This window comes from Xanthomonas sp. NCPPB 1325, from assembly GCF_041477645.2.
Taxonomy (GTDB): Bacteria; Pseudomonadota; Gammaproteobacteria; order Xanthomonadales; family Xanthomonadaceae; genus Xanthomonas; species Xanthomonas cannabis.
Genome location: NZ_CM192985.1, coordinates 3,971,122 through 3,989,325 on the forward strand (window position 1 = coordinate 3,971,122; position 18,204 = coordinate 3,989,325).

Annotated in this window: 12 protein-coding genes; 6 read left to right on the top strand and 6 right to left on the bottom strand. The window is 66.6% G+C overall.

The features are described from left to right. The first annotated feature begins 110 nt into the window (after positions 1 to 110). The 3 genes from ACCQ10_RS16760 (at position 111) to ACCQ10_RS16770 (ending at position 2,964) form a co-directional block, all read left to right on the top strand. The gene (locus ACCQ10_RS16760) at positions 111 to 764 is read left to right on the top strand and encodes a TetR/AcrR family transcriptional regulator (RefSeq protein ID WP_047696950.1); all 654 of its coding nucleotides are present in this window, start codon (positions 111 to 113) and stop codon (positions 762 to 764) included. A 128-nt stretch (positions 765 to 892) separates the two neighbouring features. After that, positions 893 to 1,549, top strand: a complete 657-nt coding sequence (locus ACCQ10_RS16765) for a protein-L-isoaspartate O-methyltransferase family protein (RefSeq protein WP_039406308.1) — start codon at positions 893 to 895, stop codon at positions 1,547 to 1,549. Between the two features lie 20 nt (positions 1,550 to 1,569). Then, entirely contained in the window at positions 1,570 to 2,964 is a 1,395-nt protein-coding gene (locus ACCQ10_RS16770) for a TolC family outer membrane protein (protein ID WP_372361334.1), read from the top strand. A 278-nt stretch (positions 2,965 to 3,242) separates the two neighbouring features. On the opposite strand, the gene waaA is transcribed toward ACCQ10_RS16770, so the two are convergent. Then, positions 3,243 to 4,559 carry a lipid IV(A) 3-deoxy-D-manno-octulosonic acid transferase gene (waaA, locus tag ACCQ10_RS16775; RefSeq protein ID WP_372361335.1) on the bottom strand — a complete coding sequence of 439 codons (1,317 nt, stop codon included), beginning with the start codon at positions 4,557 to 4,559 and terminating at the stop codon, positions 3,243 to 3,245. A 60-nt stretch (positions 4,560 to 4,619) separates the two neighbouring features. Here waaA and ACCQ10_RS16780 point away from each other — a divergent pair, with 60 nt between their 5' ends. Beyond that, positions 4,620 to 5,540, top strand: coding sequence for an LpxL/LpxP family Kdo(2)-lipid IV(A) lauroyl/palmitoleoyl acyltransferase (locus ACCQ10_RS16780; protein WP_039406279.1), 921 nt, complete (start codon positions 4,620 to 4,622; stop codon positions 5,538 to 5,540). A 54-nt stretch (positions 5,541 to 5,594) separates the two neighbouring features. On the opposite strand, the gene ACCQ10_RS16785 is transcribed toward ACCQ10_RS16780, so the two are convergent. The 3 genes from ACCQ10_RS16785 to ACCQ10_RS16795 are packed head-to-tail and all read right to left on the bottom strand — an operon-like array spanning position 5,595 to position 8,230. After that, positions 5,595 to 6,929 (bottom strand): O-antigen ligase family protein, encoded by a 1,335-nt coding sequence (locus ACCQ10_RS16785; RefSeq protein ID WP_039406278.1) that lies wholly within the window; start codon positions 6,927 to 6,929, stop codon positions 5,595 to 5,597. Then, on the bottom strand, positions 6,910 to 8,022 hold the full coding sequence (locus ACCQ10_RS16790; RefSeq protein ID WP_228888577.1) for a glycosyltransferase: 1,113 nt from the start codon (positions 8,020 to 8,022) through the stop codon (positions 6,910 to 6,912). The genes ACCQ10_RS16785 and ACCQ10_RS16790 overlap by 20 nt, the downstream gene beginning before the upstream one ends. 10 nt (positions 8,023 to 8,032) lie before the next feature. Further along, on the bottom strand, positions 8,033 to 8,230 hold the full coding sequence (locus tag ACCQ10_RS16795; protein ID WP_039406274.1) for a zinc-finger domain-containing protein: 198 nt from the start codon (positions 8,228 to 8,230) through the stop codon (positions 8,033 to 8,035). Between the two features lie 693 nt (positions 8,231 to 8,923). On the opposite strand from ACCQ10_RS16795, the gene ACCQ10_RS16800 reads away from it, so the two are divergent. Continuing rightward, positions 8,924 to 12,268, top strand: a complete 3,345-nt coding sequence (locus tag ACCQ10_RS16800) for a GH92 family glycosyl hydrolase (RefSeq protein WP_372361336.1) — start codon at positions 8,924 to 8,926, stop codon at positions 12,266 to 12,268. A 315-nt stretch (positions 12,269 to 12,583) separates the two neighbouring features. Here the strand turns inward: ACCQ10_RS16800 and ACCQ10_RS16805 are convergent, their stop codons facing one another. Then, on the bottom strand, positions 12,584 to 14,893 hold the full coding sequence (locus ACCQ10_RS16805) for an NADP-dependent malic enzyme (RefSeq protein ID WP_039406270.1): 2,310 nt from the start codon (positions 14,891 to 14,893) through the stop codon (positions 12,584 to 12,586). A gap of 211 nt (positions 14,894 to 15,104) precedes the next feature. Then, entirely contained in the window at positions 15,105 to 16,451 is a 1,347-nt protein-coding gene (locus ACCQ10_RS16810) for a dicarboxylate/amino acid:cation symporter (RefSeq protein WP_047696964.1), read from the bottom strand. Positions 16,452 to 16,869: 418 nt separating this feature from the next. On the opposite strand from ACCQ10_RS16810, the gene ACCQ10_RS16815 reads away from it, so the two are divergent. Continuing rightward, complete coding sequence (locus tag ACCQ10_RS16815; RefSeq protein ID WP_047696965.1) at positions 16,870 to 18,042, top strand: OprO/OprP family phosphate-selective porin; 1,173 nt, start codon at positions 16,870 to 16,872, stop codon at positions 18,040 to 18,042. The last annotated feature ends 162 nt before the right edge of the window (positions 18,043 to 18,204 follow it).

Here is an 18,204-nt window from a genome sequence, read left to right on the forward strand (position 1 = left end):
CATCTGCCGCCCGCTCCCACGCCGTGCGGAGCTGTGGGTTGCGACGCGCGCGCTGATGCATTCAGGCCACCGAGTATAAATATAGAACCCGATGGTCTAGTATTGACCACATGTCCAGCTCGCCCCCCCTCAAGTCCAAGGCCAAGAGCAACGGCCCTGGGCGTCCCAAGGACCTTGGGAAACGCGCCGCCATCCTGGGCGCTGCGCGCACCATGTTCATGGAGCAAGGCTATGCCGGGGTCAGCATGGATGGGATCGCCGCACAGGCGGGCGTCTCCAAGCTGACCGTCTATAGCCATTTTGGCGACAAGGAAAGCCTGTTTTCCGAGGCGATCCGCGCGCAATGCCAGCACATGATGCCGGACGACCTGTTCGATCATGCCCCCGAGGGCGCATTGCGCGACCAGTTGATCGAGATCGCGCATGCGTTCTTCGCCATGGTCAGTACCGACTCGGCCATTTCCACCCACCGCATGATGATGGCGCCCGGCACCGGCGACGTGCATGTGCGCGAGATGTTCTGGGACGCCGGCCCCAAGCGGACCCAACAGGCACTGGCGGATTTCCTGTCCGCACGGGTGGCCGATGGCCAGCTGGAGATCACCGACCTGGCCCGCGCGGCGTCGCAGTTCTTCTGCCTGCTCAAGGGCGAGTTGTATGCGTTGATGATGTGCGGCCTGCACGGCCAGCCCACCCGCGCGCAGGTGGACGAGCACATCGAATCCAGTGTGGACTTCTTCTTGAGGGCCTATGCACCCCGCTGACCGCCCCCGGCCTTTGGTGGCGATGACTTCCGGCACTGCGCCGGTGGTCCATGCGCGGCGATGCTAGATGCGCCAGTTGCCCCGCGCACCGGTAAAATGTCCGCCCCACCGCGTTGGATAACCGCACCATGACGATCGATTTCACCCAGGCCCGCGAAAAGATGGTCGAGCAGCAGATCCGGCCGTGGGACGTGCTGGACCTGCGCGTGCTCGACGTGCTGGCGCGCATGCCGCGCGAGGCCTTCGTGCCGGAGGCCTACAAGACCCTGGCCTATGTCGATGTGGAGATTCCGCTGTCGGCCGGCCACAAGATGATGAAGCCGGTGGTCGAAGGCCGCATGTTGCAGGCGCTGGATCTGCAACCGGGCGAAGACGTGCTGGAAGTGGGCACCGGTAGCGGGTTTGCCACCGCCTGCCTGGCGGCGCTCGCGCGCGAGGTCGTCAGCCTGGAAATCGACCCCGCGCTGGCCAGCGCCGCGCGCGCCAATCTGGACGCAACCGGCCTGGGCAGCAATGTCCGGATCGATACCGCCGACGTGTTCGGCTGGCAGAGCGAGCGTCGCTTCGATGCCATCTGCGTGACCGGCGCGGTCGACACGCTGCCGACCCAGTGGCTGCAGTGGTTGCGCCCGAACGGCCGGCTGTTTGTCGTGCGCGGTCACGAACCGGTGATGGAAGCGGTCCTGGTCCGTGGCGATGTCAACGCCCCGCGCATCGAATCGTTGTTCGAAACCGACCTCGCCTATCTCCAGGGCGCCGCACCCACGCCCCGATTCCAATTCTGATTCCCAAGGAAGCTTCCCCGATGATTCGCCGATCCCTCGTTCTGGCCCTGGCCGCCGCCCTGTCTCCCATGGCTGCGCACGCCACCGACCTGCTGCAGGTCTACGAAATGGCCCGCAACGGCGATCCGCAGCTGGCCGTGGCCGAGTCCACGCGCCTGGTCAATCGGGAGGGTGTGGTGCAGGCACGAGCGGCGCTGCTGCCGCAACTGGATGGTACGGCGGGCTATACGCAGGCGCACCGCAAGCTGGACACCATTGACAACTTGAATGAAGGGCGCTCCACCACTAAGCAGCGCCAGTATTCGATCCAGGGTAGCCAGACCATCTTCAATTGGGCGCAATTTGCCAACGTGCGTGCGCAGCGCGAAGTCGCAAAGGCCGCAGATTTTACGTTGGAGTCGGCCAACAACGATCTGATCACGCGCACCTCGGCGGCCTATTTCCAAGTACTGGTGGGCATTGAGTCGCTGGCCGCTGCAGAGACGAACGAGGCAGCGGCCAAGAAGCAGTTCGACTATGCCGACAAGCGCCTGGAAGTGGGCCTGGCGCCGATCACCGATGTGCACGAAGCTCGCGCCCAGTACGATCAGGCCCGAGCCGACACCATCAATGCACGCAACACGCTGAAGGATTACTACCAGGCGCTGACCGAACTCACCGGCCAGCCGGTGGTAAGCCTGCGCGCGCTGCCGGAAGACTTCCGCCCGGAAGTGCCTTCGGCCTACAGCAATGTGGACCAGTTGGTAGCAAGCGCCATTGCCGATAACCCGGCATTGAAGGCGCAGCAGTTGCAGGTCAGCGCAGCCGAGGCACAAGTCAATGCGGCACGTGCAGGCCATTACCCGACACTGAGCCTGGGCGCCAACGTTGGTCGTAGCAATAGCTGGGGTGGTCAAGGCGCAGCAGATCAGGCAGCTGGCAACTTCACCACCAACGGCCGCGACATCGATACCGATTCGATCGGCGTGACCTTGTCGATCCCGATCTTCGCTGGCGGTGCAACCCAGTCGGCCGTGCGCCAGGCGCTGTCGCGTCGTGACATCCAGCAGGACACCTACGAGCAGCAGAAGCGCGCGCTGGATCGCAATACGCGCAATGCCTATCAAACCGTGGTTGCCGGTATCAGCGAAGTGGAAGCGCGCCGCCTGGCCGTGGTCTCCGCACAGGCGGCCTATGACGCCTCGCAGGTCGGCCTGGAAGTTGGCACGCGTACCGTGCTGGACGTGGTGCAGAACCAGCGCACACTGTTCCAGGCACAGCTGAACTACGCGCAGTCGCGCTACACCTTCCTGCAGAACCGGTTGTTGTTGGGCCAGGCCATCGGAAAGCTCGACATTACCGATCTGCAAGACGTCAACCGCCTGCTGTCGCAGGATGCCGAGTCCAGGCTGCAGGGCAGCGGCTCGCTGCAGTAAGGCGATCCGCAAGTAACGCGAAAGGCGGGCCCAGGCCCGCCTTTTTTGTACGCGCGAGGCAATTGCATGGGCGCTTTTCGTGGCGACTGCTGCAAGTACGGTTAGTACGGTAAAGCGGTCGTTACGACGCCCGATGCGCTGCGTTGGATAAAGCCAGGCTCGCGTCAGTCACCGTTGCACGCTCTCACTGCTGAACGCAACGAACGCTGCAATCTGGCAGTTGGCGTCGGCAGGACCGCGGCATGTGGTGCACGCAGCCACGTGCGGATCAACAAGCCTCACGCAGCAGCGCCGTCGTTCGCCACCGGCGGCAGATCCTGTGCAATGTGCAGCAGCGTGCGCGCGACGGCGCCCTTGCCATTGGCGACCAAGGCCAGGCCAGCGGCGGCCATTGCGTCACGCTGTGCAGGATCGCCCAACAAGCGGGCAAGGTCGTTGTACACGCACTCGGCGTCCTCGCAGATGGCCACCGCATCGGCTTCGCGCATGCGCCGCGAGATTTCGGAAAAATTATGCAGATGCGGGCCGGTGACCGCGGGCGTGCCGACTGCCGCCGGCTCCAGCAGATTGTGCCCGCCGATCGGCTGCAGGCTGCCGCCGACAAAGGCCACCTGCGCGCAGGCATAAAAACTCATCAACTCGCCCAGGGTATCGATGACAAACACCTTGTCGCGCGCTTGTGGCCATTGCTGGGTCTTGCGCGTGGCCACGGCCCAGCCACGTTCGCGCGCCAGCGCCTCGACCTTGGGAAACCGTTCCGGATGGCGCGGCGCCCACAGCAGCAACAAGTCGGGCCATTGCAGCAGTAGCCGCGCATGGATATCGGCCACCGCGGCCTCTTCGCCTTCGTGGGTACTGGCGGCAATCCACACCGGGCGGGTGGCCGGCACATGCGCGCGAAACTGCGCGACCAGCGCCTGCAACTGCGCCGGCGCAGCGATATCGAACTTGAGATTGCCCAGTGCCACCACCTGGTCCGGACGCGCGCCAAGGGTGATGAAACGCTCCGCATCGTCCTGCGACTGTGCTGCCACGCAGGTCACCGTGCGCAGCGCGCGGCTGATCAACGGGGCCAGCACGCGATAACCGCGCAACGACCGCGCCGAGAGCCGCGCATTGAGGATGTACAACGGAATCTTGCGGTCGCGACAGCCGAACAGCATGTTCGGCCACAACTCGGTTTCCAGGATCAGCGCCAGCCGTGGCCGGAAATGCTCCAGAAACCGGCCCACGCTACCGGGCACGTCGTAAGGCAGATACACATGATCGACCGCATCGCCCCACACGGCACGCACGCGCTCGGAGCCGGTGGGCGTGATGGTGGTGATGACCCAGCGGATGTCCGGCCGCTGCGCACGCAAGGCGTTGACCAGTGGCGCAGCGGCGTTGACCTCGCCCACCGACACCGCATGCACCCAGACCCGTGGACGGCCACAGGCATGCGTGTACGAGGCATAGCGCTCGTTCCAGCGATTGAAATACTCGCGCACGCGAAAGCCGCGCCACACCAGGTGGTACACCGTGACCGGCAACAACAGGTAGAGCAGCGCCGAGTACAGCCCGCGCAACAGCCATTCGATCGGGTCTTTCCGCATGCGTGCAGGATACGGGAGCGTCCGCAGGTGCGCATGTGCACGATCCCTTAGAATTGCCACATGTCAGAACCCGCCAACGTCGCCGTCCGCCCGTCCCTGCGCAATCCCAGGCACTGGCCCATGTACCTGGGCCTGGCCGTCATGGTGCTGGCCGGGCGCCTGCCCTGGACGCTACAACGCGCGTTGGGCCGCGGCGTGGGCTGGATCGCGATGCGCGCGGCGGGCACGCGGCGGCGCGCTGCCGAGGTCAACCTCAAGCTGTGTTTCCCCGAGCAGGACGATGCCTGGCGGGCACGACTGCTGCGCGACAGCTTCGATGCGCTGGGCGTGGGCCTGTTCGAGTTCGCGCGCGCCTGGTGGGGCAGCATCGACGCCATCCGCCCGGGGGTGCAGATCGAAGGCCTGGAACATCTGCAGCGGCTGCAGGAGCAGAAGCGTGGGGTGCTGCTGGTGTCCGGGCATTTCATGACGCTGGAGATGTGCGGGCGCCTGTTGTGCGACCACGTGCCGCTGGCCGGCATGTACCGCAGGCACCGCAACCCGGTGTTCGAATGGGCGGTCAAGCGCGGGCGGTTGCGCTATGCCACGCACATGTTCGCCAACGAGGACCTGCGCGCCACCATCAAGCATCTCAAGCGCGGCGGTTTTCTGTGGTACGCGCCCGACCAGGACATGCGCGGCAAGGACACCGTGTTCGTGCCGTTCTTCGGGCACCCGGCCTCCACCATCACCGCCACGCACCAGCTGGCGCGACTGACCGGTTGCGCAGTGGTGCCCTACTTCCATCGCCGCGAAGGCGGCCGCTACATCCTCAAGATCGCACCGCCGCTGGCAGGCATCCCGTCCGAGGACGTGATCGCCGATACCACGCAGGTCAATGCGGCGATCGAGGACATGGTGCGCGAGGCGCCGGACCAATACCTGTGGATCCATCGCCGCTTCAAGCGACAACCGGGCGGCCGCAGCGCGTTCTACCAGTGACGCCTACGGCCCTGCAGCGTGCTGCAGGTGCAGGTGATCGATCGGCCGGCGTCGCTAGCGCGGCGGTGCCTGCTCCGCGTCGTCGTTGAGCAGCGCACCCGCATACAGGCCCGCCAGCATCAGGCTCAGCCCGCCCCAGAAGCTGGAATAGAACGCCAGGTGGGTATTGAGCGGGAACACGGTGGCCACCAGCGCAATCATCGCTGGCCGGGCCTGCTCACGCGCGCCCACGCTCGAATAGCGCCACGCACGCCACGCCTGCGCCGCCCCGGCCAGCCACAGCAGCAGGCCGATCACCCCGGTTTCGGCCAGGATTTCCAGCACGATCTGGTGCGCATGGAAGGCCGGGCCATCGCCCCAGGCCGGTGGCTGCGACGGCGCCGGATTGCAGGCCGGATACGCCTGCCGGAACCCGCGCGCGCCGACACCGTTGAAGGGATGCTCGCCAATCATGCACAGCGCGGCGCCCCAGATCTGGCCGCGCCCGGACAAGGCGTGGTCCACGCCCTGCTCGCCGTTGCCGAATGCCAGTGCCGTGCGCTGCAGACGCTCGCGTGCCTGCGGTGCCACCGCCACCACGGCCCCGCCCAGCAGCACACCGGCCACGGCCACCACCACCAGACGGCGGCCGCCCAGCAATTGCCAGCCCGAGAGCAGCACGATCACGCCGTAGGTGATCCACGACGCGCGCGAACCCGCCAGCACCAACACCACGCCGACGGCTGCCGCAGCGCCCGCCCAGGCCCAGCGGTTGCGCCGGCCCAGCGCCAGCAACAGAAACGGCGACAGGCTGGCCAGGGTCTGCCCGAACTTGAGATTGCACGGCCCCAGCACGCCGCTGAGGCGGTCCACCAGCGCCAGCTCCTGCGGCGTGCACAGCCCGTGACCGCTGATCAGCTGCTTGAGTTCATCCAGCGCGAAGAACAACGGGCTGCTGCCGAAGGCGGCCTGCAACAACGCATCCAGCGTCCATACCGCGCCGATCACCGCCAGGCCGGTGAAGGTCCGGCGGCGGCGCTGCGCGTTGGCCACCGCGATCGCGCACAGCCACATGAAAGGCAGATAGCGCAGGTCGGTGGCCGACTTGCGCAGCGCCCGCCCGGCATCCACCGCATCCAGCGCCGACAGCATCTGCGGCAGCCAGTAGGCAAAGAAGAGCACGCTGGTCAGCGCCCAGGCGGCGCCGCTGAGCAAGCCGGTGCCGCCACGGAAGCGGGCATGCGCCAGGCGGTAGGCCGCGACCAACGCGCCCAGCGACAGCACCGTTTCAGCCAGCCCGGGCGTGGGCCACAGGGCAACGAACAGGATCACCCACAACGGCGCCCAGCGCCCGACGTCGGGCGTCAACACGGGCGCTTGCGCGATGGGCTCAGCGGCGGAGTTCGTCATAGACCTTCAAGGTGGCCGATTGCATGGCCTGCAACGTATAGGGGAGCACCGCCGGCGGCGCGGGTGGGCGCTGCAGGAGCCCGAGCGCCTGCGCGTGCAGCGCGGCGGTATCGAAGGCCGGCACCGCGCCGGCAGGCTGCAGCTCGGCGAGCAATTCGCCAACCCCGCCATGCGCCCACCCCAGGACGGGGCGGCCCACCGCCAACGCTTCGACGACGGTGCGGCCGAAGGCCTCTGGCTTGCGCGAGAGCTGCAACACCAGATCGCTGGCGGCGTAGGCCTCGGCAATGCGCGCGGTGGGCTCGGTAAAGGCGACCGCCGCGGCCACACCCAGGCGCGCGGCCTCGGCTTCCAGCTCGCGTACATAGGCTTCGCGCCCGGGCTCGCGCGCGCCCGGCAGCCATAGCCAGGCCGGCACGCCGGACGCGCGCAGCGCGGCCAGCAGTTGCAGGCCGTCGGCATGGCCCTTCAGACGGGTGCCGCGTCCGGGCAGCAGCAGCAACGGTGCGTCGGCCGGCAGGCCGGGCAGCAGTGTCTGTGCCCAGGCGCGCGCGCGCCGGTCGGCCCCGAGGCGGCGCGGAAACTGCGCGATATCCACACCGCGCGGGATGGTGCGCATGCGCGCCGGGTCGGTCTGCGGGTAATGCGCGCGGACGTAGTCACTCACGGTCTGCGAGACGCAGATGACCCGCTCGCCATAGGTCATGACCGCGCTGTAGCGGCTAGGCGAATTGAGCCCGTGCACGGTGGTGACGAAGCGTGGCCGGGTCGCGGCCGGCATCCCGCGCAACGCGTACCAGCCCAGCCAGGCCGGAAGGCGCGACCGCGCATGGACGATGTCGGCACCGAGTTCGGCAAACAGCCGGCGCAGGCCAACCACATGCCGCAGGGTCAGCAACGACTTGCGGCCGATATCCAGGGTGAGGTGCTCGCCACCGGCGTCCAGCAACGGCTGCACCAGGCGCCCGCCGGCCGATACCACCACGGCCCGATGCCCGGCGCGCACCAGCGCCGCAGCAATTTCCAGGGTGGAGCGCTCGACGCCGCCGGACTGCAGCGCCGGCAGCAATTGCACCACGGTCAGGCGGTGCATCCGGCCAGGATCAGTCGGCGAGCACGAACAACGCGCCGCAGTACGGGCACTTGGCTTCGCCGTTGGGTTCGTCTTCGATCGGCAGGTACACGCGCGGATGCGAGTTCCACAGCGCCATCTGCGGCGTCGGGCAGCTCAGCGGCAGGTCTGCCCGCTGCACGGTGTAGCGCGTTTCGGCATTGGCGGGCGCGGTGGCGGTCTGGCTCATGGCGGTGCAGTCGGGAAACGAAGACAGAGCGCGGATTCTAGCAGCCTGCCCGCACCCGCAGGGTGGCGCGGTGGCCGGCGCTGTGCCCTGACCGGCGTGCGGTGTGCTCGACGGCCGGCGGCAGGCCTGGGGTGGAGACGGCGTGTTGCCGCGGGCAGACGCGGCGCCGGGCGCCTGAAACGCCGCACCATGTTGCCTGAGCGGCACGCATGGAGTGATGTCGATTGACCGCATCGATGACCTGCAGCACGACACCCCTTGATGTGCGTGATGCCTTCTGCAGTGACGCAACGCCATGGTTGGTGACTACGCGGCCTTGCCTGCCATGCGCATCATGCCCTTCTCCTTGCGCTGCGAGATGGTCAGCCGAGTCGATCAGCGGCGTGGCAGCTTCCGCTTCGCAAGCCACTGAGTGCCAGACGCCGGTCAAGACACACGGTGACACCTGCGCAGCCCCGATCGGATCTGCCCGCGGTGCCTCCTCCACACGCACGCCGCGCGCCGGACGAGGCAGTGCACAGCTCGCTTGCGTGCCTTGCGTGTTTTGTCCACGATCGGCCAGCACCGGCGCTGCGGCGACCACGCCGGCAGGACCTAGTTGGATCGCCACGCGCGGGTCCGAGCGCTGCAACTCGGCGCTGCCGCTCCGCGCAACACTGCGCGCCCTCGGACGCCCCCAGGAGAAATCAGCACGTGAGTCTGTCTGTCGTTGTGCGGCACTTGCCGTTGGTTGCGGCGCTGGCCGTCGCCTCGCTGCCTGCAGGGGCCGCCACCGGCTTTGCAAGCTCGTTCGAGCAGGGCCAGCCCGTGCCCGCCGCGGCAAGTGCTGGCGGGGTGCAGATTGCGCTCGGCAATGGTCCTGCCGCGCCGTCTGCGGCCAGGCCCGGTGCCGGGTACAGCGGCGCACGCGCGTTGCGCTACGACAGCAGCGGTGCCGGTGGCCGACGTGTGTTGTTTGCCACCGATCTTGCAATCGATGCGCAGGCCACGTTGTCGTGGATGGTGCTGCCGGAAAGCATCGGCAGCGATCATGTGGCATCGACGTATGTGTCGCTGGATCTGGTGCTGGACGACGGCACGCGGTTGTCCGACACCCTGGCGCGTGACCAGCATGGCGTTGCCGTGGGAGCGCGTGCGCAGGGGCTGTCGAAGACGCTGTACCCCCAGCAGTGGGCACGCAAGCAGGTGCAGCTCGGCGAGGTGGCTGGTTTGCGGGGGCGCCGCGTGCGTGCGATCGAGCTGGATCTGACACCACCTGCTGGCGCAACCGCTGCCGGCTGGATCGACGATGTGGCCATTGCCGATGTGCCCGTGATCGCGCCCGTTCGTCCATCGGATCGGGTGCTGACCACACGCGGCACGCACTCCAACGGCACGTTTTCGCGTGGCAATAATTTCCCGGCAACGGCGCTGCCGCATGGCTTCAACTTCTGGACACCGGTGACCGATGCCGGGACGCTGACCTGGCTGTACCGGTGGAACGAGCACAACGATGCGGACAACCGGCCGCGCCTGCAGGCGCTGTCGCTCAGCCATCAGCCCAGCCCCTGGATGGGCGACCGGCAGACCTTCCAGGTGATGCCGTCGCTCGCTGCCGGGGTGCCGGAGGCCGATCGCGGCAAACGCGCGCTGGCGTTCTCGCATGCCAACGAGGTAGCGCGTCCTTACCGCTATGCGGTGCAGTTCGATAACGGCCTGCACGCCGAGATCGCACCGACCGATCACGCGGCACTGTTCCGCTTTCGCTTCCCGGCGCGGGGCGATGCCAATCTGCTGTTCGACAACGTGGATGCACGCGGCGGGTTGCGCCTGGATGCGGCAACCCAGACGCTGGCTGGTTACACCGATGTGCGCAGCGGGCTGTCCACCGGGGCGACGCGCATGTATGTGTATGCCACCTTCGATCGCCCGTGGAAGGACAGCGGCCGCATCGACACCGGCCGGCCCACCGGTTGGATCAAGTTCGATGCCGGCAGCGCGCGCCAGGTGCAGATGCGCATCGCCACCTCGCTGATTTCGCTCGACCAGGCCAGGCATAACCTGGCGCTGGAAATCGCTCCGCAGGCCAGTGTCGAGCAGGTCGCCGCGCGCGCGCGCGATGCCTGGGATGCGTTGCTCGGCCGTTTCGAGGTTGCCGATGCGACGGACGATCAGGCCACCACGCTGTATTCCAACCTGTATCGGCTGCATCTGTATCCGAACTCGGCACACGAAAACGTCGGCAGCGCCGACGCGCCCGATTGGCGCTACGCCAGCCAGAACAGTTGGTCGGACGACAACATCGATGGCAGCGCGGTGCGCAGCTTTGCGCCGATCCGCGATGGCCGGGTCTACGTCAACAACGGGCTGTGGGATACCTTTCGCACCGCATGGCCGGCGTATGCGCTATTTGCACCCGACCAGGCCGGAACATTGGTACAGGGGTTTGTCGAGCAGGCGCGCGCCGGGGGATGGATTGCGCGCTGGTCTTCGCCCGGCTACGCCGACCTGATGGTGGGCACCAGCTCGGACGTGGCGTTTGCCGATGCCTGGCTCAAGGGCGTGCGCGGCTTCGACCCGGCCGAGGCGTACGTCGCGGCGCTGAAGAACGCCACTGTAGTGCCGCCGGATCGGCATGTGGGCCGCAAGGGCATGGCGCGCTCGACCTTCCGCGGCTATGCCGACACCGACACGCACGAAGGCATGTCGTGGTCGATGGAAGGTGCGCTCAACGACTTCGGTATCGCCAACATGGCCGATGCCTTGTCCAGGCAGGCAAGCACCGCGCACGAGCGTGAGCGCTATGCAACCGAAGCGGTGTACTTCCGTCATCGCGCGGCCGGCTATGCGGCCTTGTTCGATCCCTCCGTGGGCTTCTTCCAGGGCCGCAAGGCAGATGGTGAGTGGCGGGTGGATGCCGCGCACTACGACCCGCGTGTGTGGGGCCATGATTACACCGAATCCAGCGGCTGGACCTTTGCGTTCACCGCACCGCACGATGGCCAGGGACTGGCCGCGCTCTACGGTGGCCGTGATGCCCTGGCGGCAAAGCTGGACCGCTTCTTTGCCACGCCCGAAACCGGCGAAGCCGCGTTTTCCGGGTCCTACGGTGGCGTCATCCACGAAATGACCGAGGCACGCGACGTGCGCATGGGCATGTATGCGCACAGCAACCAGCCGGCGCACCACATCCCGTGGACGTATCTGTATGCCGGGCAGCCGTGGAAAACACAGCAGCTGACGCGTGAGATCCTGGCGCGCCTGTACCTGGGCAGCGAGATCGGCCAGGGCTATGCGGGCGACGAAGACAACGGCGAAATGTCGGCGTGGTACCTGTTCGCATCGCTGGGGCTGTATCCGCTGCGCATGGGCGCGCCGGAATACGTGATCGGCTCGCCGCTGTTCAAGCATGCCAGCGTGCGGTTGCCCAATGGCGGGACGCTGGTCGTCAATGCACCGCAGAATTCGCCGCAGAACGTGTATGTGCAATCGCTAAAGGTCAACGGCAAACCCTGGCGCAAGACCTGGTTACCGCATGCGGCCATTGCCAACGGTGCGAGGCTGGACTTCGAGATGGGGCCGGCGCCTTCACGCTGGGGGAGCGGAGCGGATGAAGCGCCGCCGTCGTTGACCCCTGCGGGGAAGCACCCTGCCCCGTTGCGGGATTTGCTCGGAGACAAGGCGCGCATCACGCTGGCCGATGGCGGCGACGTGGCTGCGTTGCATGACGACGATGCCGGAACGGTCGCTGCAATTGCCCCGACATCGACGTTGACGCTTAGCGGCATTGCGCGCGGCACGCCAACGCTCTACACACTGACCAATGGCCATGGGGTACTTGCGGCAAGTGGATGGACCTTGCAAGCGCGTACGGCTGATGGCGCGTGGAAGGTCATCGATCAGCGCGATGAGGAGACGTTCGAATGGCCGTTGCAGACGCGCCCGTTTCGTATCGCCATGCCTGGTGCGTATGCCGAATATCGGCTGCGCTTCAGTGCGCCGGCGAAGGTGCAGCTGGCGGAGATCGAACTGCTGGGGGCGGAGCCTGCGGTGCGTTGAAGGAGGCTTTTATCGAATCCATGGTCGCACTGCTGTTGATGGGCAAGTGGACTGACGTGGACGCAAACAGCAAAAGTGCACGACTGCTGCGGGAGTTAGGCCCCACCGCAACGTGGGCAGGTCTGGTGAACCGTACCCTCACCCCAACCCCTCTCCCGCGGGGAGAGGGGCTTTTGAGTCGTTGCCGCGGACTGGGCGCCGAGTGGTGGGCGCCTCGCAACACAATATCGTGCGAGACGATTCACGGCTGTTGTCTTGTCGACCGAGCGCTTACCGCTTCAACTCAAGCAACGCTCGGTCAACCAAGTTTCTGACTCAGTCGTTGCCTTTCTCGGTTGCCGCCTTTTCAGCGTCGCGCTGCCTGCGGATCTGCGCATCCACGGCGGCGATCGCGGTCATGTTCATCACCCGGCGCGAGGTGGCGCTGGTGGTGAGGATGTGCACTGGCTTGGAGATGCCCATCAGGATCGGGCCGATCGCCACGCCGTCGGTGAACACGCGCACCAGGTTGTAGGCGATGTTGGCCGCTTCCAGATTGGGCAGCACGAACAGGTTGGCGCGGCCCTTCAGGGTGCTGTTGGGCATGATCTGCTTGCGCAGCGCTTCGTCCCAGGCGGTGTCGCCCTGCATTTCGCCGTCGATGTTGAGCTCGGGCTTGCGCTTGAGCAGCGCTTCGCGCACCTGGCGCATCTTCAGTGCGTCGCGCGAATCGTGGCTACCGAAGTTGGAATGCGACAGCAGCGCGATATTGGGCTCGATGCCGAACAATTTGAGGCGATACGCTGCCTGCAGCGTCGCTTCGACCACTTGCTCCACGGTCGGGTCTTCCTGCACATGCGTGTCGAGGAAGAAGAACACGCCCAGCTGGTTGATCACCCCGGTCATCGCCGAGGTGGAGCTCACGCGCGGTTCCAGCGGGATCACGCTGCGTGCATAACCCAGCTTCTTGTGGAAACGGCCGACCACGCCGGACAGCATCGCGTCGGCTTCGCCGCGTGCCACCATCACTGCGGCGATCAGGGTCGGACGCGAGCGCATCAACTCCTTGGCGGCGGTGACGGTCACGCCGCGACGCTCGGTGAGCGCGTGGTAGTACTGCCAGTATTCGTTGAAGCGGGGGTCGTCGAGGATGTTGGTGATCTCGAAGTCCACACCGGCGGTCAGGCGCAGGCCCATGCGTTGGATGCGCGCTTCGATGACGTCCGGGCGGCCGATCAGGATCGGGAACGCCAGGCCTTCGTCGACCACGTTCTGCACCGCACGCAGCACCACTTCTTCTTCGCCTTCGGCATACACCACGCGCTGCTTGTCGGCGCGGGCGCGGTCGTAGACCGGCTTCATCATCAGGCTGGTGCGGTAGACGAACTGGCCGAGCTTGTCGCGGTAGGCCTCCATGTCGGTGATCGGGCGCGTGGCGATGCCCGAGTCCATCGCCGCCTGCGCCACGGCAGACGACAGCTCCACCAGCAGGCGCGGGTCCAGCGGACGCGGAATCAGGTATTCCGGGCCGAAGCTCGGCGTTTCACCGCCATAGGCTGCGCCCAGGTCGGAGGCCTCGCGCCGCGCCATCGCCGCGATCGCCTTGACGCAGGCGATCTTCATTTCCTCGTTGATGCCGGTGGCGCCCACGTCCAGCGCGCCGCGGAACAGGTACGGGAAACACAGTACGTTGTTGATCTGGTTCGGGTAGTCCGAGCGGCCGGTGCCGATGATGCAGTCCGGGCGCACCGCCTTGGCCGCTTCCGGGGTGATCTCCGGGTTGGGGTTGGCCAGCGCGAAGATCACCGGCTGGCGCGCCATGCTGGCGACCATCTCCGGCTTGAGGATGCCGGCCGCCGACAGGCCCAGGAAGATGTCCGCGCCTTCGACGATCTCGGCCAGGGTGCGCTTGTCGGTGTCGCGCGCGTAGCGCTGCTTGTCCGGATCCAGGTCGGTGCGGCCGGTGTGGATCACGCCGTCGCGGTCCAGCGCCAGGATGTTCTCCGGCTTCAGGCCCAGCGAGACCAGCATGTTCACGCAGGAAATGCCGGCCGCGCCCATGCCGGTGGTGGCCAGCTTGACCTCTTCGATCTTCTTGCCGGTGACCACCAGCGCGTTGAGCACGGCGGCGCCGACGATGATCGCGGTGCCGTGCTGGTCGTCATGGAACACCGGGATGTTCATGCGCTCGCGCAGCTTGCGCTCGACGATGAAGCACTCCGGCGCCTTGATGTCTTCCAGGTTGATGCCGCCGAAGGTGGGCTCCAGGCTGGCGATGATGTCCACCAGCTTGTCCGGGTCGTTCTCGTTGATTTCGATATCGAACACGTCGATGCCGGCGAACTTCTGGAACAGCACGCCCTTGCCTTCCATCACCGGCTTGGACGCCAGCGGGCCGATATTGCCCAGGCCCAGCACCGCGGTGCCGTTGGTGATGACCGCCACCAGATTGCCGCGCGCGGTGAGCTCGCTGGCCTGGGTGGGTTCTTCGACGATCGCCTCGCAGGCGAAGGCCACGCCCGGCGAATACGCCAGCGACAGATCGCGCTGGGTCAGCATCGGCTTGGTCGCGGTGACCTTGATCTTGCCGGCGGGCTGCTGGCGGTGATAGTCGAGGGCGGCCTGTTTGAAGTCGTCGGTGGACATCGGCTGTGTGGGTCTCGAAGGCGCAGGAGGGCTGAATTCTACCCCCCTGCCTGAACAAGGGCCTGTCGCGCAGCTGTCAGCGCGGCAGGGAGATTCATGCTGCAGCGCGGCGTGCGGCGTAGCCGGGGTGCAGCGCAGAGCGGCTAACTCAATGTAAAACGGCCCTGTACCCCGCCGGACATGCCGACGGAGAACAGGGCCGTAGGAAGCATCAGCGCGCGCTGATCGGAGCGACGACGTCGGTCGAGCCCACCGGGGCCTGCAGCGGCGGCGAGCCGCCGTCCAGCACCAGCTTGAGCTGGTCGCGGTTCAGCGCATTTTCCCAGCGCGACACCACCACGGTAGCCACTGCGTTGCCGATGAAGTTGGTCAGCGAGCGGCACTCGCTCATGAAGCGGTCCACGCCCAGGATCAGTGCCATGCCGGCCACCGGCACGTCCGGCACCACCGACAGCGTGGCGGCCAGGGTGATGAAGCCGGCGCCGGTCACGCCGGCCGCGCCCTTGGAACTGAGCATCGCCACCGCCAGCAGGGTGATCTGCTGCCCCAGGGTCAGGTCCACGTTGGTGGCCTGGGCGATGAACAGCGCCGCCAGGGTCATGTAGATGTTGGTGCCATCCAGATTGAACGAATAGCCGGTCGGCACCACCAGGCCCACCACCGACTTCTCGCAGCCGGCCTTTTCCATCTTTTCCATCAGCGAGGGCAGCGCCGACTCCGAGGAGGAGGTGCCCAGCACCAGCAGCAGCTCGGCCTTGAGGTAGCGGATCAGCTTGAGCACCGAAAAACCGCACAGACGGCAGACAACGCCCAGGATCACCAGCACGAAGAACAGCGAGGTCAGGTAAAACGAACCCACCAGCCAGGCCAGGTTGACCAGCGATTCCACGCCGTACTTGCCGATGGTGAAGGCGATCGCCCCGAACGCGCCGATGGGGGCGGCCTTCATCAGGATGTGCACCAGGCGGAACACCGGGGCGGTCAGCGCTTCCAGGAAGCTCAGCACCGGACGGCCGCGCTCGCCCACCAGGGCCAGCGCAATGCCGAACAACACCGCCACGAACAGCACCTGCAGGATGTTGCCATCGACGAAGGCGCTGATCAGCGTGGCCGGGATGATGTCCATCAAAAAGCCGACCAGGCTCAGCTCGTGCGACTTCTGCACGTAGGTGTTGACCGCGCTCTGATCCAGCTCGGCCGGGTTGATGTTCATGCCCGCGCCAGGCTGCACCACGTGCGCCACGATCATGCCCACGATCAACGCCAGCGTGGAGAAGAACAGGAAGTAGGTCATCGCCTTGGCGAACACCCGGCCCACCGTCTTGAGGTGGGTCATGCCGGCGATGCCGGTGACGATGGTCAGGAAGATCACCGGGGCGATGATCATCTTCACCAGCTTGATGAAGGCATCGCCCAGCGGCTTGAGGCTTTCGGCGAAGGCCGGTTCGAAATGGCCGAGCAGGGCGCCGAGGACGATGGCCACCACGACCTGGAAGTACAGCTGGCGGTAGAAGGGCACGGACGCCGGCAACGGGCCGGCAGGCTTGCTGATGTGCATGGCACCACTCCGAGGGAACTAGAGGGTGCCTGAGCAGGCACCCGGTACGGGCATTCTGGCCGCACGTCACAGCCCGGGCCGATAACCCATTGGTACTACGGATGCGCCGCAGCGCCGCGGGCACCTGCCCGGTGCCGCGCGGCATGCGTTGCAACCCCGCGCCAGGCAAGGACTTTCTGCACGACCTGCCACGCCGGCGAGGGGCGCGTGGACACCGCGGCACCCATCTGCAGCACTGTCCGTCGGGCGACCCTGGTCTTACACTTCAGCCGCGCCGCCGCAGGCCGTTAATTGCGTTTAACGCAGACACCGATGTTTCTGTGCAGTCGCCGTCCGGAACCTGCGCGCTTGCTGAAGCTGTTCACCGCGATCGCCATAGCAGGACGCCCGGCCCCTTTCCTCGCCGAAGACCATTCCTATGCGCCTCAACCTGCTTGTCCTGGCGTTGGCTCTCGCCATCGTCCCCGCCGCTGCCACTGCAGCCACCTCGATCGAAAACTGGCCGACCAAATACACCTTCGGTGATGGCACCGAGCTGGGTCTGACCGGCAACTACGCCTACGACGACAACAACTTCTCCGGCGACGACCGCCTGGAAGACCGCACCGACTTCCGTCGCAAGGAATTCGGCGCCACCATCAAGAAGAAGGGCGTCTACGACGCCATGGTGTACTTCGACTTCGAGGCCAAGCTGTGGCTGGACGTGTTCTACCGCTTCGAGACCAAGGCGCTGCTGGGCCAGGACTATGGCCGCGTGCGCCTGGGCTACATGAAGGTGCCGGTGGGCCTGGAAGCGGTGCAGAGCTCGCGTGCGGGTAGCTTCATGGAACTGGGCCTGCCGGTGCAGGCGGTGTTCCAGGGCCGCCGGACCGGCGTGGAATGGACGCTGGAGCGTCAGCAGTACCTGCTGCAGGCCGGCGCTTACGGCGGCAAGGACCTGCAGGGCGACAACCCGGGCACCACCCAGGCCGTGCATGCGGCATGGACCCCGGTCAAGGCCGAAGGCGACGTGCTGCACCTGGGCATCGCCGGCTCGATCGAGAACCCGCGCGGCTTCAGCGACGGCCGCGGCGTGTCGTTCAGCCCGCGCGTGCGTCTGCGCGCGCGCCCGGAAGCCGGCCTGACCGACGTGCGCCTGATCGACACCGGCACCATCCTCGATGTGGACCACGTGATCCGCAGCGGCGTGGAAGCGGTGTGGATCCATGGCCCGTTCTCGCTGCAGAGCGAAGCACTGCGTGCCGAAGTGGCACGTAATGCCGGCCAGCCACACTTCATCGCCCAGGGCCAGTACGTGTACGGTACCTGGTCGCTGACCGGCGAGTCGCGCAGCTATGCCGGCGGCGTGCCGGGCAACCTCAAGCCGGCGCACGACTACGGCGCGGTGGAGCTGACCGCCCGCTACAGCCGCCTGAACCTGGAAGACAACAACGTGCACGGCGGCCGCCAGCACGACACCACCATCGGCGCCAACTGGTACCTCACCAGCCACTTCAAGTTCCAGGCCAACTACAGCTGGGTGGATTCCTCGCGCAACGGCGTGCATGAGACCCCGCACGTGATGGAACTGCGCGCGCAGGTGCAGTTCTAAGCAGCGCCGGGGCGCTGCAACGCACCGGCCATTCGCTCCGGCGCCAACTGCAGCGGAGTCATTGCCGGGCAGCGGTTCGCCGGTGCTTCGCTGGCATCGCGTAGCGCAATCGGTGTTCGACACGGCCGCATCCGGTCACGGGTGCGGCCGTTGTCGTTTGGG